This is a genomic window from Dietzia psychralcaliphila (assembly GCF_003096095.1).
Classification (GTDB): Bacteria; Actinomycetota; Actinomycetes; order Mycobacteriales; family Mycobacteriaceae; genus Dietzia; species Dietzia psychralcaliphila.
Map to the genome: position 1 here is coordinate 3,799,012 of NZ_CP015453.1, position 13,656 is coordinate 3,812,667.

The 13,656-nt window shown below is 70.2% G+C and carries 16 protein-coding genes and 1 riboswitch; of the genes, 7 read left to right on the forward strand and 9 right to left on the reverse strand.

Features of this window, described 5'->3' with window-relative positions:
* Nucleotides 1–29 precede the first annotated feature (29 nt).
* Nucleotides 30–842: an alpha/beta fold hydrolase gene (locus A6048_RS17610; protein WP_107747108.1), complete on the reverse strand. Its 813-nt coding sequence runs from the start codon at nucleotides 840–842 to the stop codon at nucleotides 30–32.
* 106 nt (nucleotides 843–948) lie between these two features.
* Between A6048_RS17610 and A6048_RS17615 the strand changes: the two genes are divergently transcribed.
* From A6048_RS17615 to A6048_RS17625, 3 genes are all read left to right on the forward strand, one after another.
* Nucleotides 949–1,422 (forward strand): MarR family transcriptional regulator, encoded by a 474-nt coding sequence (locus tag A6048_RS17615; protein ID WP_107747109.1) that lies wholly within the window; start codon nucleotides 949–951, stop codon nucleotides 1,420–1,422.
* Nucleotides 1,423–1,462: 40 nt separating this feature from the next.
* Complete coding sequence (locus A6048_RS17620) at nucleotides 1,463–2,137, forward strand: SDR family oxidoreductase (protein WP_107747110.1); 675 nt, start codon at nucleotides 1,463–1,465, stop codon at nucleotides 2,135–2,137.
* Nucleotides 2,138–2,210: 73 nt separating this feature from the next.
* Entirely contained in the window at nucleotides 2,211–3,281 is a 1,071-nt protein-coding gene (locus A6048_RS17625; protein ID WP_107747111.1) for a 2-dehydropantoate 2-reductase, read from the forward strand.
* Between the two features lie 130 nt (nucleotides 3,282–3,411).
* Here the strand turns inward: A6048_RS17625 and A6048_RS17630 are convergent, their stop codons facing one another.
* The 6 genes from A6048_RS17630 to A6048_RS17655 all read right to left on the reverse strand — a co-directional run bounded on the left by A6048_RS17630 (nucleotide 3,412) and on the right by A6048_RS17655 (nucleotide 8,419).
* Nucleotides 3,412–4,227, reverse strand: coding sequence for a (2Fe-2S)-binding protein (locus tag A6048_RS17630; protein WP_244911030.1), 816 nt, complete (start codon nucleotides 4,225–4,227; stop codon nucleotides 3,412–3,414).
* The gene (locus A6048_RS17635; RefSeq protein ID WP_107747269.1) at nucleotides 4,220–5,002 is read right to left on the reverse strand and encodes an ABC transporter ATP-binding protein; all 783 of its coding nucleotides are present in this window, start codon (nucleotides 5,000–5,002) and stop codon (nucleotides 4,220–4,222) included. Before A6048_RS17635 ends, A6048_RS17630 begins: the two co-directional genes overlap by 8 nt.
* Complete coding sequence (locus tag A6048_RS17640; protein WP_107747112.1) at nucleotides 4,999–6,165, reverse strand: FecCD family ABC transporter permease; 1,167 nt, start codon at nucleotides 6,163–6,165, stop codon at nucleotides 4,999–5,001. Before A6048_RS17640 ends, A6048_RS17635 begins: the two co-directional genes overlap by 4 nt.
* Before the next feature lies 1 nt (nucleotide 6,166).
* A complete protein-coding gene (locus A6048_RS17645; protein WP_107747271.1) occupies nucleotides 6,167–7,171 on the reverse strand; it encodes an ABC transporter substrate-binding protein in 1,005 nt (334 codons plus the stop codon).
* A 129-nt stretch (nucleotides 7,172–7,300) separates the two neighbouring features.
* Nucleotides 7,301–7,397: riboswitch (adenosylcobalamin-variant (AdoCbl-variant) riboswitch) on the reverse strand.
* Between the two features lie 131 nt (nucleotides 7,398–7,528).
* Nucleotides 7,529–7,810 carry an Lrp/AsnC family transcriptional regulator gene (locus A6048_RS17650; protein WP_107747113.1) on the reverse strand — a complete coding sequence of 94 codons (282 nt, stop codon included), beginning with the start codon at nucleotides 7,808–7,810 and terminating at the stop codon, nucleotides 7,529–7,531.
* A gap of 234 nt (nucleotides 7,811–8,044) precedes the next feature.
* Nucleotides 8,045–8,419: an SgcJ/EcaC family oxidoreductase gene (locus A6048_RS17655; protein ID WP_107747114.1), complete on the reverse strand. Its 375-nt coding sequence runs from the start codon at nucleotides 8,417–8,419 to the stop codon at nucleotides 8,045–8,047.
* A 179-nt stretch (nucleotides 8,420–8,598) separates the two neighbouring features.
* Here A6048_RS17655 and A6048_RS17660 point away from each other — a divergent pair, with 179 nt between their 5' ends.
* Nucleotides 8,599–10,035 (forward strand): sugar porter family MFS transporter, encoded by a 1,437-nt coding sequence (locus tag A6048_RS17660; protein WP_108835184.1) that lies wholly within the window; start codon nucleotides 8,599–8,601, stop codon nucleotides 10,033–10,035.
* A gap of 128 nt (nucleotides 10,036–10,163) precedes the next feature.
* Here the strand turns inward: A6048_RS17660 and A6048_RS17665 are convergent, their stop codons facing one another.
* Nucleotides 10,164–10,682: a CGNR zinc finger domain-containing protein gene (locus A6048_RS17665; protein WP_107747116.1), complete on the reverse strand. Its 519-nt coding sequence runs from the start codon at nucleotides 10,680–10,682 to the stop codon at nucleotides 10,164–10,166.
* A 26-nt stretch (nucleotides 10,683–10,708) separates the two neighbouring features.
* On the opposite strand from A6048_RS17665, the gene A6048_RS17670 reads away from it, so the two are divergent.
* Nucleotides 10,709–11,377 (forward strand): LysE family translocator, encoded by a 669-nt coding sequence (locus tag A6048_RS17670; RefSeq protein WP_235027309.1) that lies wholly within the window; start codon nucleotides 10,709–10,711, stop codon nucleotides 11,375–11,377.
* Between the two features lie 216 nt (nucleotides 11,378–11,593).
* Here A6048_RS17670 and A6048_RS17675 read toward each other — a convergent pair whose 3' ends face one another.
* Nucleotides 11,594–12,193: a GyrI-like domain-containing protein gene (locus tag A6048_RS17675; protein WP_108835189.1), complete on the reverse strand. Its 600-nt coding sequence runs from the start codon at nucleotides 12,191–12,193 to the stop codon at nucleotides 11,594–11,596.
* Between the two features lie 186 nt (nucleotides 12,194–12,379).
* Here A6048_RS17675 and A6048_RS17680 point away from each other — a divergent pair, with 186 nt between their 5' ends.
* Nucleotides 12,380–12,562, forward strand: a complete 183-nt coding sequence (locus A6048_RS17680) for a hypothetical protein (protein WP_107747117.1) — start codon at nucleotides 12,380–12,382, stop codon at nucleotides 12,560–12,562.
* A complete protein-coding gene (locus A6048_RS17685) occupies nucleotides 12,559–13,407 on the forward strand; it encodes an MBL fold metallo-hydrolase (RefSeq protein WP_107747118.1) in 849 nt (282 codons plus the stop codon). Before A6048_RS17680 ends, A6048_RS17685 begins: the two co-directional genes overlap by 4 nt.
* The last annotated feature ends 249 nt before the right edge of the window (nucleotides 13,408–13,656 follow it).

A 13,656-nucleotide genomic window follows, 5' to 3' on the forward strand; every position in this document is an offset into this window, starting at 1 on the left:
TGTGCGGGGCCGGGGATCCGTCCGGGCCGTCAGACCCGGATCCCCTGCCCCGCATACGCCAACCCGCGCTCGACGGTCGCGGCGATCGAGGCGGCGACGCCTTCCGGATCGTCCGACATCGGGACATGCCCGTCGGCCGTGATCTCCACCCGGGCCTGCGGGAAGAGCCTCGAGGCCAGCTTGACCTGACGGACCGGCAGCACCAGGTCGAACCGACCCCACCGGATGGTGATCGGCAGTTCCTCGTCGACCGGGGCGGAGAAGAGGAAGGTGCCGCGGTCCGCCCGGTCCAGCACCGTGTTGCTGACGATCGCCTCACCGTCGATCGCCGCCGCCTCGGCCGGGTACCGCCACGGCCGCGCGCAGAACACGCCCATCATCACCGCGCGGCCCGCCGCCCTCTCCGTCAGCACGGGGATGTGCCGGCCCAGCTTGCCGGCCACGCGACGGAGACCGTGGAACACGGTCATGGTGTAGCGCCACTCGGCGTACGAACGGAAGAACCCGGCCGGCGAGAGCGCGGTGACACTGGCCGCCAGTCCGCGGGCCCCCAACTCCAGCGCCAGGAAACCGCCGAGCGAGTTCCCGACGATATGGGCCCGCTCCCCGTCCGGCACGACCGCCTCGAGGAGGTCGACCAGCTGGCCGACCATGTAGTCCAGCACATCGCCGGCGTCGGGGAGATCCGCCGACTCCCCGTGCCCGGGCAGGTCCACCACCACCACGCGGAACCGGTCCGCGAGCAGTGGTACGACCGCGTCCCATGCGTGGGCTCGGTGACAGACGCCGTGGAGGAGGACGACGGTGGGGCCGGAACCGGTGATCTGGTGATACAAATCCATGCCGAGAGTATCCCCCACGGCCCGGGATGACGCCCCACGACCGTCAAAGAACGTGCTTACATCTCCCATGCGACTGTGGGGGCCGCACTGTTCAGGGGGGCATGGGATGGACACTGTGGGGAGCGGGCTGGCGACGAGCGGGCTGGCGACGGAGTTCCGTCCCATCCTGCTCCGGCTGGACCTGCTGGTCCGGCGACAGAACACCCAGTACGCCCTCAGCCGCGCGCAGACCTCGATCCTCTACACCCTCGCCTGCCACGGGCGGTTGCGGATGAGCGACCTGGCCCGGTTGGAGAACGTCCGGGTCCCCACGACGAGCAATTCGGTGACAGTCGTGGAGAGCATGGGTTACGTGGAACGCGTGCGGGACGAATCCGATGGCAGGGGTGTCTGCGTGGAACTCACCGACCTCGGGCGGGCGCGGATCGACCAGGTGCTCGAGGAGCGCGACCAGGACTTCGCCGACCACCTGTCGCGCCTGTCCCCGGAACACCGGGAGTCGCTGTCGGCCGCGGTCCCCGCCCTCAACGCGCTGCTGGACGCCTTCGACGGGCCCGGCGTCCAGCCTCAACGGACATGAGCCTCCCGCTGAACCGGCCCGGCGTCTAGCCTCAGCGGGCATGAGCACAGTCATGATCACCGGCGCCTCCCGCGGAATCGGCGCGGCCACGGCCCGGACACTCGAGGCGGGTCACGATCTGATCCTGGTGGGTCGCGACGCCGACGCGCTGGCGTCCGTGGCCCGTTCCTGCGGGTCCGCCCGGGTCGTGACCGCGGATCTGACGACGGCAGACGGGGTCTCGCTGGTCGCCGACGGGATCGCCACCCTCGACGGGCTCATCCACTGTGCCGGGGTCGCCGAGCTCGGCCGGATCGACGAGTCGGAGGCCTCCGAGTGGCGCCGCGCGTTCGAGATCAACCTGCTCGCGGTGGTCGAGCTCACCCGGGTGTTGCTCCCGGCGCTCCGCGCGGCCCGCGGCCACCTCGTCGTCATCAACTCCGGCGCGGGGACCACCGCCAAGCCGGGCTGGGGTTCCTACAGTGCCTCCAAGTTCGCGCTCCGCGCCGTGACCGACACGCTCCGTGGCGAGGAACCGGCGCTGCGCGTCACCTCGATCCATCCGGGCCGGGTGGACACCGACATGCAGCGGGCGATCGTCGCCGCCGAGGGCGGGACCTACGACCCGTCGGCCCACCTCAGCCCGGATTCCGTGGCCACCGCGGTGCGTCACGCGCTCGACTCGACCCCCGACGCACACCCGACCGAGGTGGTTCTGAGACCTCGGCGCCATTGAGATCCCCTCGACCCGGTGGGCACCTGCGCGATCCCACCGCCGGACCGGTGCGCATGTCGTAACGTCCAGCACCATGACCGGCCCGGACACACCAATTCGCATCACCGTGATCGGTGCGGGCGTGGTCGGGTGCTACCTGGGCGGACGGCTCGCCCGGCATGCCGACGTGACCCTGGTCGGGCGTCCTCACGTACTCGACCCGATCCGCGCGGTCGGGCTCACCGTGGAGTCCGGGCAGGGTGTGGAGGACCGCCTCCACGTGCCGGCCGACGCGCTCACCCTGGCCGGGTCACCGGAGTCCGTCCGACGCTCGGACGTGGTCCTGGTGTGTACGAAGGCGGGCTCCACGGCCGCGGCCACCGCCGAGTTCGTCCCGTTCCTGCGGCCCGGATCCCTGGTGGTGGGCCTGCAGAACGGACTGCACTCGGCCGACCTGATCCGCGAGGGTGTGGACCACACACCGGTGATCGCCGGGGTCATCCCCTTCAACGTCGCCCGGACCGGCCCCGCCACCTACCGCCGGACCAGCACCGGCGAGATCCGGATCGCGGAACATCCCCTGGCCGGCCCCCTTGTCCGTGTGATGGAGGAGGCCGACCTCCCGGTGCGTGCGACTGACGACATCCAGGCGGTGCTGCACGGCAAGGTCCTGCTGAACCTCAACAACGCCGTCCAGGCACTGTCCGGTCTGCCGCTGCGCTCCGAACTCCTCGACCGGGACCTGAGGAGATGCGTCGCGCTCTGCCAGGCCGAGGGCAACCGGGTCTTCACCGCCGCCGGAGTTGTCTCACGGGTGCCCATCGCGGTGCCCGCAGGCCTGCTGCCGTACGTCATGCGGCTACCCACGCCGGTGTTCCGCAGGCTCGCCAGGGCGGTCATGCGGGTGGACGCCGACGGGACGTCGTCGATGAACGACGACCTGGTCCGCGGTCGGCCGACCGAGATCGACGTCCTCCAGGGTGAGGTGGTGCGGATGGGCCGGTATCTCGGAGTCGAGACGCCGGCCTGCGCGCACATGGTCGAGTTGGTGCACGAAGCCGAACGGGCCGGGCCCGACCGCCGCCAGTGGACCGGCAGGGCACTGCTCGCTGAACTGCAGAGAGCGCGGGGGCGGGCACGAAGGCTCGCTAGGCGGCAGGCTTGAGAGTGTGGTCGGCCCCGGACCGGCAGCGCTAGGGAGTGTTGTGGGCCCCCGGACCGGCAGCGCTAGGGAGTGTGGTCGGCCCCTGAAGCGGCACCGATAGGAACTGCGGCCGGCCCCGCGGGGCGGCACGTCAGGATGACGTGCGCCGCACAAGCTCGGCGTGGCGATCCGCCGGAGTGCGGCGCGGACAGCTGACGCACTTGTCCCCGTCGGTCGCCACGTAGATCAGACAGCAGGAACCACGGCGCACGAACCGCCGGGTGAGCCCGGACGCTGTCACATCGGAGTAGCGCACCGGCAGCAGCGGGGGACGGGAGACGGCCCGGGCCAGGTCGCAGCCCCGCCCGGGGTCCCCGACAGCGCGGCCCGCCTCCAGCGCCCGGTTGGCGATCGAGTCGGAGGCGATCGCCCACAGCGCGCGCGGTGCCGCGCCCGAGACCTCCGCGAGTGAGGCGATCACCGCCTCGTGGGCCTCACGCAGTTCCTCCGAGAACGCGGTCGCCGACGTCGACAACCGGTCCGAACGCGCGGCCCGGAGATACCCGTTGGCCTGCAGGGACACGGTGAGCCGCTCCGGCCGGGGATCGGGTGCGACGCCCGCGGAGAGCAGCATCGTCAGTGGCGCGGCGACCAGGGTGGAGCTGGCCGAGTACCACCAGAGCGTGGCGTTGACCCGCGGATCATCGTGTGACCAGCGGCGGCCGGTGTCGGCGACGCGCGCCGCGAGCCACCGGGGATCGGTGAGCAGGGTCCCGGGGAGAACCTCGGGGCCGTGCTCGATGGTCCGGGCGAACTCGCCGAGCGGTGCCGCGATGTCCGCGTACGCGGTAGCGGTAGCGGTAGCGGCGGTGGTGGTGGCGGTAGCGGCGGTGGTGGTGGCGGTAGCGGCGGTGGTGGCGGCAGCGGGAGCGGCAGCGGGAGCGGCAGCGGCGTTGGGCTCAGCCATCGGCGAGCCCCCAGACGTCCAGGGTCCGGCCGCCGGCCGGCCCCGGTCGCACCTGCCCACGGACCCCGAACACCCCGGCGAGGAGCGCGGGATCGAGCACCTCCTCGGGCGCACCGGTCGCCACCACGCGGCCCCCACTCAGCACCACCATGGCGTCGCAGTACTCGGTGGCCATCCGCAGGTCGTGAAGCGTCAGCAGAACCGCCAGCCCACCCGCCGCCAGTTCCCGCAGCAGTATCAGAACGGACAGTTGCTGGTGCAGGTCGAGGTGATTGGTGGGCTCGTCCAACAGGAGCACCTCGGGCTGCTGGGCCAGTGCCCGGGCGATCGACACCCGCTGCCGTTCGCCCCCCGACAGGGCCAGGACGTCGCGCTCCGCCAGCCCGGCCAACCCCACGCGGTCGAGCACGGTGTCCACCACGTCGGCGTCGTCGGTCCCGAACGACTCGAATAGCCCGCGCTTGACCGTCCGACCCAGGCGCACCGACTCACGGACCGTGATGCCGCCCAGCGAGACCGGCTCCTGCGTACTCACGCCCACCGTGCGCGCCAGGGTCCGGCGGCGAAGGGAGGTGATGTCGTCGCCGTCCAGGCGGACCATCCCGGTCGTGGTGGGCAATGCCCGGTAACAGGTCCGCAGCAGCGTGGTCTTGCCGCTGCCGTTGGGGCCCACCAGCGCGGTGACCCGGCCGGGCGCGATGGTCAGGTCCACCCCGTCGAGGATCCGGCGTCCCCCCAGGGCGGCGGAGACGTCGGACGCGGTCAGCGTGGTCATCGCGCGGCCCTTCCGTAGCGCCGCCACAACATGATCAGGAAAACCGGACCGCCCACGACGCCAGTGACCACACCCACCGGGAGCTCGGCACCGTCGCTCACGGACCGGGCCGCGATGTCCGCCAGCACCAGGGCGACCGCACCGAGCACGGCGGCCGTCGGGAGCAGTCGCGCCGAGGTGCGGCCCGTGACGTACCCGGCGAGATGCGGGATGAGCAGACCGATGAACCCGATGGTCCCGGACACGGCCACCGCCCCCGCGGTGAGCATCGACACCAGCAGCAGCATGAGAAGTCGGAACCGCGGGACGTTCATGCCCATCGCCGTGGCGCCGTCGTCACCGGTGAGGAGTAGATCCAGATGTCGGCTGGACAGCAGCACGAGGATCCCGGCGACGGTGAGGATCGTGACCGGGGCGAGCAACATGGTCCACCCGGCGTCACCGAACCCGCCGGCGAGCCAGCGCATCACGGTGCCCAGTTGGTGGTCGTCGCCCAGCACGAGCAGCGTGAACGTGTTGAGCGCCGAGAACACCATCGTCAGGGCCGCCCCCACCAGCACGATCGCCGTGGTGTCGTGCGCGCGTCTCGCCACCAGGATCACCCCGGCGAGTGGCAGGAGTGCGCCGAGGAAGGCGGCCATCGGGAGGGTGAAGACTCCCGACACCCCGGCACCCACGCCCAGCACGGTCAGGACCACCACGCCGAATCCCGCCCCGGACGACACTCCCAGCAGGTACGGGTCGGCCAGCGGGTTGCGCGTGACCGCCTGCGCCACGCCCCCCGCCACCGCGAGGGATGCACCCACCGCGGCCGCCATCAGCGCGCGCGGCAGCCGGGACTCGATCACGATCGCCTCGCGAGCCTCGGACCACCACGGGGTGAACGACCCCGGGGCCAGGCGGTGGGCGACGATCGCCCAGACATCCCCGAGCGGGATGGAGACCGACCCCAGTGAGACCCCCAGCGCCACCGAGAGGGCGAGCAGCCCCAGCAGCGGGGCGAGGACCAGCCCCAGCGGGCGCCTGTCGCGGCGCGGCACCGAGCGGCGGGACAGCGAGTGGCGGGACCGTGACGGGGGGCGGGACGCTGCCGGGGGGCGGTTCGGATCCGGCACCCCCGTGCCGCGTGCGCCACGGCCACCGTCGTGGACGACCGTCGCCATGTCAGCGCCCGAAGGCGTCGGGGTAGAGCTCGCGGGCGATCGTCTCGACCGAGGTCGCCATCCGGGAACTCTCGAAGAAGTCGGCGAGGGGGACCACCACGATTCGGTCGGAGCGGATCGCCGGCGTGGTGGACATGATGGGCTGTTCGCGCAGGTAGGCGATCTTGTCCTCCGCGCTGGTGGCCCCGTAGTCGAGCACTACGATCGCCTCCGGCCGGCGCTCACCGAGGATCTCCCACGTGGTTGCGAGGTACGGGCGGTCGCCCTCGGTGAAGATGTTGTCCGCCCCCGCGTACTCGCCGATCAGCTGGCCGATGCCGACGCCTCCGATCGTCGTCGGCTCGGCCTCTCCTCCGTCGTAGAAGAAGGTGGGGGTACCCGTGACGCCGGCCTCGTCGAGCGTCGCCCGGACCGCCTCCACCCGGTCGACGATGCTGTCGGTGAGCTCCTGCGCGCCCTCCTCGACGCCGAGGACCCGGCCCAGCTGCGAGAAGTCGGTCTCGAGCATGGAGAAGTCCGGGAACCCGTCGCCGCAGTACTCGGAGAACAGGAAGGTGTCGATGCCCGCGGCTTCCAGGGCGTCTCGGCTACGGCCCTCCTTCTCGTCGAACGCGCTGCGCATGCCGGCCACCACCAGATCCGGTTCCAGATCGACGATCTGCTCCCAGGTGGGATACTCCTCGGCCAGCCCGGGTATCGCCTCGAGCTCCTCGGCGACCTCCGGGAGGACGTCCTCACGGTCGTCGTATCCCCGGCCGACGATCCGGTCTCCCGCACCCATCTGGATGAGGGTCTCCGTGACGTGGGCGTTCATCGTGATGATGCGCTCGGGCGGGGCGTCGAACGTGGACTCCCGCCCACAGTTGGTGATGGTCACGGGATCGGAGAACGCCTGCTCGGAGGCGGTGCTCTCCTGCGCCTCGCCGCGGGAGCACCCCGCGACGGCGGCCCCCGCGACGAGGAGTGCGGCGAGCGCGATGGTGGACCTGGACTGGCGACGGAACATGATCAGACCTCGGATCGTGTCGTGTGCCCACGAACACACGAGACCCGCAGGAGGGCAGTCGCAAGAGTCCGGCCGCCGACCGTGCAGGACTCCGGATCGCAGACCGCGGCGATGGGCAGAGTCGCGAACCTCCGGGCAGGTAATCGGGCTCGTCGTCACCGAGGTGACGGCATACCGTTGCGGGTCAGCGCCGGATTCTCACCGGTCTTCCCCTGCATATCCGGAAATCAGCAAGTCGTGGTGTCAGTATGCACATCCGTCGCGGAGACCGTGGCGGCACCTCCCGAGAACACCGGCGCACGGGGTAACACCCTCGTGGTGGCGGGGCGCAGCGCGCGGTGCGAAGCGGGCCTGCGTCTACTCGTCGTACCCCAGGGAGAACGCCGCCTCGAGGTCGTGCTTGGACAGCGCGCGGAACGCGATGTGCGTCTCGGTGTTCACCACACCCGGCACCTTGTTCAGGCGGTCGGAGACGATATCGGCCACCTCCTCGTTGCGGCGGGCCCGCACCAGCACGATGAGGTCGATGGTGCCGGTGACCGAGTACACCTCGGAGACCCCGTCGATCTCGGCGATCGCCTCGGCGACCTCGGGGATGCGCGCCGTCTCGGCGTGGACGAAGACGATGGCGGTGATCATGGAATCCAAGGCTAGTCCAGCAGGCGTAGCCCGCGCCTTCGTCCGGGATGCGCGGCCCGGCTCGATCGAGCGCGTTCTGTGGATTCCCGCCGCGTTCTCGGCGACTCCCTCTCGACCGATGCGTCCCAGAACGCGCCGGATCGGGCGTCCGGACGCGCACCGGCCCAGAACGCGCCGGACCGGGAATGAGAACGCGCACCGGCCCCGAATGCAGCCGGATCGGGCGGCCCCGGTTCAGCTCATGTTCTCCGGGGTCCAGTACGCGCGCATCGAGGCGATCTTGCCCTGCTCGTCGTGGGTCATCAGGTCCCACACGTTGATGGTGGCCTTGGAGTCGGCGTCGAAGTGGGTGGTGATCTCGAAGTTGAACAGCAGGTCGTCACCGCACACCCGCGCCTCGATCACCTCGCCGTCGATCTTCATCGCCACCACGGACGAGTAGAACTCGCGGATGGCCGCCTTGCCCTCGTGGACGGTCCCGTTGCCGACCGGGTCCTCGACCGTGGCGTTCTCGGCGTAGAGGTCCAGGATCGCCTCGAGGTCGCCGGCGACCAGCGCGGCGATGTAGGAGTCTGCGGTGGCACGGATCTGCTCGGGGGAGGCACTCACGGCGATGGCCCTTTCGGTATGACGACGAGACGGTTCAGAGCCTAGAACGTGTTCTCGTCCCGTGGGTTCGTACTCCGCAAACCACGCTTCGATCTTGTGACTTGCGCCACATTCATCCCGGGCCTACGCTCCCTTCACCAGTGATAGGACGTCCGACCGGCCCGGGAGCGGGGTACGCCATGTCCACAAAGAACGTCTCGGCCAGGGGCTCAGACGAGGAGGAGTCGTTCCACACCGGCCGGGTGGTGATCATCTCCCTGGTGGCGGCGCTCGGCGGGTTCCTGTTCGGCTTCGACACCGCGGTCATCAACGGCGCCGTGGACGCCGTCCAGGAGAGCTTCGGGATGAGCGCCGGCCTCACCGGGTTCGTCGTCTCCTCGGCTCTGCTCGGTTGCATCGCCGGCGCCTACCTCGCCGGTCGTCTCGCAGACCGTTGGGGGCGCACCCGCGTCATGGTCCTGGCGTCGGCGCTGTTCACCCTCAGCGCGGTCGGGTCCGGGTTCGCCTTCGGCCCCTGGGACCTGATCCTGTGGCGCGTGATCGGCGGCCTGGGCGTCGGAGCGGCGTCCGTCATCGCACCGGCGTACATCGCGGAAGTCGCGCCTCCCTCGATCCGCGGCCGTCTCGGTTCGCTCCAGCAGCTCGCGATCGTCTCCGGCATCTTCGTGGCCCTGCTCTCCGACGCCTGGCTGGCGGCCGTGGCCGGTGGCGCGATCGAGGAGCTGTGGCTGGGCATCCAGGCCTGGCGCTGGATGTTCCTCACCGAGGTGGTCCCCGCCATCACCTATGGCGTGCTGGCGCTCATGATCCCGGAGTCCCCTCGATATCTGCTGGCCAAGGGGTTGGTAGGCGAGGCGAGGGACGTCCTGCGCACCATCCAGTCCAGCGGCGTCGACAACCGGATCAAGGAGATCCGGGCGACCGTCCGCGAGGACAGAAAGCGGTCGTGGCAGGACATGCTCGCCCCGAGCGGCAGGAACCTCTTGCCGATCGTGTGGATCGGCATCGTGCTGTCGGTCTTCCAGCAGGCCGTGGGCATCAACGTGATCTTCTACTACTCCACTTCCCTCTGGCAGTCCGTCGGCTTTACCGAGGAGGACGCGCTCACCCAGACCGTCATCACCTCGGTCACCAACATCGTGGTGACGATCGTGGCCATCGCGCTCATCGACAAGATCGGCCGCCGCAGGCTGCTCATCACCGGATCGGTGGGCATGACCGTCTCGCTCGCCGTGATGTCCCTGATGTTCAGCACCGCCACCATGGGGGCCGGTGTCGATGGCGAACTCTCTCCCCAGCTCGGCGACACCCAGGGTCTGGTCGCGCTGATCGCGGCCAACGGGTTCGTCGTGTTCTTCGGCATGTCGTGGGGCCCAGCCGTGTGGGTCCTGCTGGGCGAGATGTTCAACAACCGCATCCGCACGGCGGCTCTCGGCCTGGCCGCGGCCGCCCAGTGGCTGGCGAACTTCGCCATCTCCACCGCTTTCCCGCCGATGGCCGAGTTCAGTCTGACGTTCACCTACGGCTTCTACGCCGTGTCGGCCGTGCTGTCGTTGCTGTTCGTGGCGAAGTTCGTCCCCGAGACCACCGGTCGTTCGCTCGAGGACATGGAGTAGCCCAGCGCCCACGCCCCTCCCGGGCCGCCCGCGGCCCAGCCGGCTCACCGCCCGGCTGGCTCACCGCCCGCCGCCCGCGGACTGGTCAAATCACAGCCCAACTGGCTCACCGCCCGGCCCACGGGTTGTCAGCGGTGACGGGCGCGGTGGCGGCGAACGGAGTCCCTGCTGCCACAACGCGGGGAGCAGTACCGCTGAGTGCCGTTGCGAGACACGTCCACGATGGCATTCGTGCACGGGGTTGCCGCGCATCGACCAACCCGTGTCATCCCGCGGGTCGTGAGGTGCAAGGCGGTCCCGACGCTGAATACAGCGTGCAGGACGCGGGGCAGGTCATCGTCGGCGTCGCGGTAGTGCAGGTGCCAGCCCTCCCCATCGTGGTCGGTCAGGCGCGGAAACGCCGAGGCCGCGGCCATCTGGGCGTTGAGGACTGCCGCACGCGCGTCGGGCGTGGGCGCATCGACCACCTGAAGCCATGCATCGATGGCTTCGCGGCACCGCTCGTGATCGCCTGGCTTCTCAGGGAAGGGCATGGTCATCCCGAACTCTCGAGTGCGGGCGACCACGCCGTCGCGCTCGTCGGGCCAGTTGTTGGCCAGTGATGCCGCGAGCAGGACGGCGTACTCGCCGTAGGGGTTGAGATGCATAAGGTCATTACATCAGGATCGAAGTCATGACACTCGTCGATACGTTGTGGCCCGTCTCCCTGGGCGCTGCCGGTGCGATGGCTCTGGCGTCGCTGGCGATGGTCCTCACCCCGGGGCCGAACATGGTGTACCTGACCTCGCGCAGCATCAGCCAGGGGCGGCGCGCCGGCCTGGTGTCGTTGGCCGGGACCGGCGTGGGGTTCGGCATCTACATGCTCGTGGCCAACCTCGGGCTCGCAGTCGTGTTCATCGCCGTGCCGTGGTTGTTCATCGGCCTCAAGACCGGAGGCGTGGTCTACCTCGCGTACTTGGCATGGCAGGCGCTGCGCCCTGGTGGACATGGCGTCTTCGAGGTGCAGTCCCTGCCGCGCGACAGCGACGTCCGCCTGTTCCGGATGGGATTGCTCACGAACCTGCTCAACCCCAAGACCGCGATCATGTACTTGACTCTGATCCCACAGTTCATCGATCCGCAACGCGGCCACCAGGTGGCACAGGGACTCACACTGGGGTCGGTTCAGATCGCGGTGAGTCTGATCGTCAACGCCACCATCGTCCTGGCGGCCGGAATGATCGCTACAGCCTTGGCACGACGCCCCGGCTGGGCCACATGGCAGCGGCGGATAACTGGAACGCTGCTGGGCTCCGTGGCGCTTCTGCTCGCGCGAGATGTCCCGTCGAGGGTTCACGCATGAACGGCCGCGGTCACCCGAACCACCACGTCGATGGCGAACTGTGGAGCCGCTCCCGGTGCACCCCTTACGGTGGGGCCCCACCGACCTCGGGCGAGCTGCCTGTCCGGAGGCTGAAGAGTTCGGCGACCTCGGTGCGAGCCGAGGTGGTCCGCCGCGCCGGTCAGGCTGCGCCGGTCAGGCCGCGCCGGTCAGGCTGCGCCGGTCAGGCCGCGTCGATCAGGCCGCGTCGTCGGGGCTCCGCACCGGACAGAACAGGTCGGTGCGCAGGGTGGCGGGATCGATGTCCGGGGAGGGTTCCGTCACGTACGACTCCCAGAACGGTATCGCCGGAGCACGCCCCAGAGAACTGATCTCCTCCATGAATCTTCCCCACGCCTCGCCCAGTCCGTCGTAGGAACCCAGGTAGCTCGTCACGGCGACCTCGCCGGCCGGCAGCTCGGACGGCACCACGAGCAGCCCGTCGACCTCCTCCGGCTCCCCCTGGATCTGCTCGAGCAGCGGCGTGGACAGCGGGAAGCCGATCTCCAGGTCCGCCTCCGCATCAGGACCGTCGGCTATCCGGGTGTAGAGCGCCATCGCGGGAGCAGCCGGCGTTATTCCCGAGGCGAACAGCGCGGGGAACGCCTTTCCGAACGCCGAGTCGAAGAACCCCTCGATCGTGGCCATGGGTACGGCCGTCGCCCGGACGACAGCAGTGGGTACTGCGGGAACCGTGAACACACGGACACCCTCGACAGGCTCCGGACCGAGGTCCGGGTAACCGGGGGGCGGACCCTGCGGCTGGTCCCGGGGCGGGACCGGGGACGACGACGACATGATGAGTCCTCCTCGAGCGGCGATGCTGGTGCACATTGTGCTCCTGTCTCCGGCGCCCGGGAAGGGCTTCCGGTCAGCCATGGTGTCGGGGTGGATTGGCAGGGCGGGGCGGGTTGACGGGGCGGGGTGGGTTGACGGGGGTCACGACGGATGCGACCGCGGAACCGGACGGGGACACTGGCAGGTATGTCGACATTCCGCCTCCGCACCCCGGACCGCACCATCGATCTAGGCGAGTTCGACAACGCCCAGGAGGCGCTCGAGCACGCCGTCGCGCTCCAGCCCGACGCCCGGCCGGTCGACGGCGACCTCGAGGTCAGGGTGGGAGACGGGTGGCATCCGGTGGCCACAGAGGGGGACATGCCGTGACCTCCGCCGCCCCGGGGTCGGTCACCCAGTGCGCCACCTGCGGGGTCGAGCGTGCCGAGCCGTTGCCCGAGGTGTGCCCGATCTGCGCCGATGACCGCCAGTATGTCCCCGCGGGCGGCCAGCGGTGGACCCACCCGGAGGCGTCGGCGGCGCACGGCGCGCGCATCGAGTTCCTCGAACGCGAGGCGGACGTGATCAATCTGGTCCACCGGGAGTGTCCCGGGATCGGGCAGAAGCCGGCGCTCATCCGCACCGACCACGGGAACGTCTTGGTCGAGGCGCCCAACCACATCAGCGAGGAGGCCGTCGCGGCGGTGCGCGGGTGGGGTGGAATCTCCGCCCTCATCGCCTCCCACCCGCACATGTACGGGGTCCAGTCGCTGTGGTCCGCCGCGTTCGACGACGCCCCGGTCTACGTCTCCGCACCGGACGAGCACTGGCTCGGTCTGCGGCCCCGCAACACCGTGGTCTGGGGCGGCGGTCACCAGGGCGAGGAGATCGAGATCGTGCCCGGGGTCCGTGCCTCGCAGCCCGGCGGCCACTTCCCCGGCAGCGCGGTGGTGCACTGGACCGCGCGCGACGGCCGGGGTGTGCTGTTCACGGGCGACACCATCGGCACCGTCGCCGATCCGCGCTGGGTCACGTTCATGCGCTCGTTCCCCAACTGGATGCCCCTGTCCGGGGCGGTGGTCCGGCGCATCGCCGACCACGTCGCGCGGTACGAGGTGGACCGGATCTACGCGAACTTCGGCGGCTGCGTCCCGCACGACGCCGGCGCAGCCGTCCACCGGTCGGCCGAGCGGTACGCCAGGTGGGTCGACGGCGAGTACGACGATCTCACCTGAGAGCTCGGTGCGGACTCTCCGCCGTCTGCGCCTGTGATCGGCGCGAGCGCTCCGACGCCCAGCCCAACGACGGCTCCCGGGGACTGCGGTACCGGCATTGACGGGCGACTACCCTGATCGGACCGGTAGACCTCGTTCGAACCATGCTGGTCGGACTCGGCCTCGACCGCTACGGCGCACGACGGACCGATGAGGTCGGATACGACAGGACCCGCACCCGCAGGTCCGGAGGGTCATGAGGTGGGCACC

Bases quoted from the DNA above. Each gene is read 5' to 3' on its own strand.
- A6048_RS17610 (WP_107747108.1), bottom strand. From the start codon at position 842: ATGGATTTGTATCACCAGATCACCGGTTCCGGCCCCACCGTCGTCCTC.
- A6048_RS17615 (WP_107747109.1), top strand. From the start codon at position 949: ATGGACACTGTGGGGAGCGGGCTGGCGACGAGCGGGCTGGCGACGGAG.
- A6048_RS17620 (WP_107747110.1), top strand. From the start codon at position 1,463: ATGAGCACAGTCATGATCACCGGCGCCTCCCGCGGAATCGGCGCGGCC.
- A6048_RS17625 (WP_107747111.1), top strand. From the start codon at position 2,211: ATGACCGGCCCGGACACACCAATTCGCATCACCGTGATCGGTGCGGGC.
- A6048_RS17630 (WP_244911030.1), bottom strand. From the start codon at position 4,227: ATGGCTGAGCCCAACGCCGCTGCCGCTCCCGCTGCCGCTCCCGCTGCC.
- A6048_RS17635 (WP_107747269.1), bottom strand. From the start codon at position 5,002: ATGACCACGCTGACCGCGTCCGACGTCTCCGCCGCCCTGGGGGGACGC.
- A6048_RS17640 (WP_107747112.1), bottom strand. From the start codon at position 6,165: ATGGCGACGGTCGTCCACGACGGTGGCCGTGGCGCACGCGGCACGGGG.
- A6048_RS17645 (WP_107747271.1), bottom strand. From the start codon at position 7,171: ATGTTCCGTCGCCAGTCCAGGTCCACCATCGCGCTCGCCGCACTCCTC.
- A6048_RS17650 (WP_107747113.1), bottom strand. From the start codon at position 7,810: ATGATCACCGCCATCGTCTTCGTCCACGCCGAGACGGCGCGCATCCCC.
- A6048_RS17660 (WP_108835184.1), top strand. From the start codon at position 8,599: ATGTCCACAAAGAACGTCTCGGCCAGGGGCTCAGACGAGGAGGAGTCG.
- A6048_RS17665 (WP_107747116.1), bottom strand. From the start codon at position 10,682: ATGCATCTCAACCCCTACGGCGAGTACGCCGTCCTGCTCGCGGCATCA.
- A6048_RS17670 (WP_235027309.1), top strand. From the start codon at position 10,709: ATGACACTCGTCGATACGTTGTGGCCCGTCTCCCTGGGCGCTGCCGGT.
- A6048_RS17675 (WP_108835189.1), bottom strand. From the start codon at position 12,193: ATGTCGTCGTCGTCCCCGGTCCCGCCCCGGGACCAGCCGCAGGGTCCG.
- A6048_RS17680 (WP_107747117.1), top strand. From the start codon at position 12,380: ATGTCGACATTCCGCCTCCGCACCCCGGACCGCACCATCGATCTAGGC.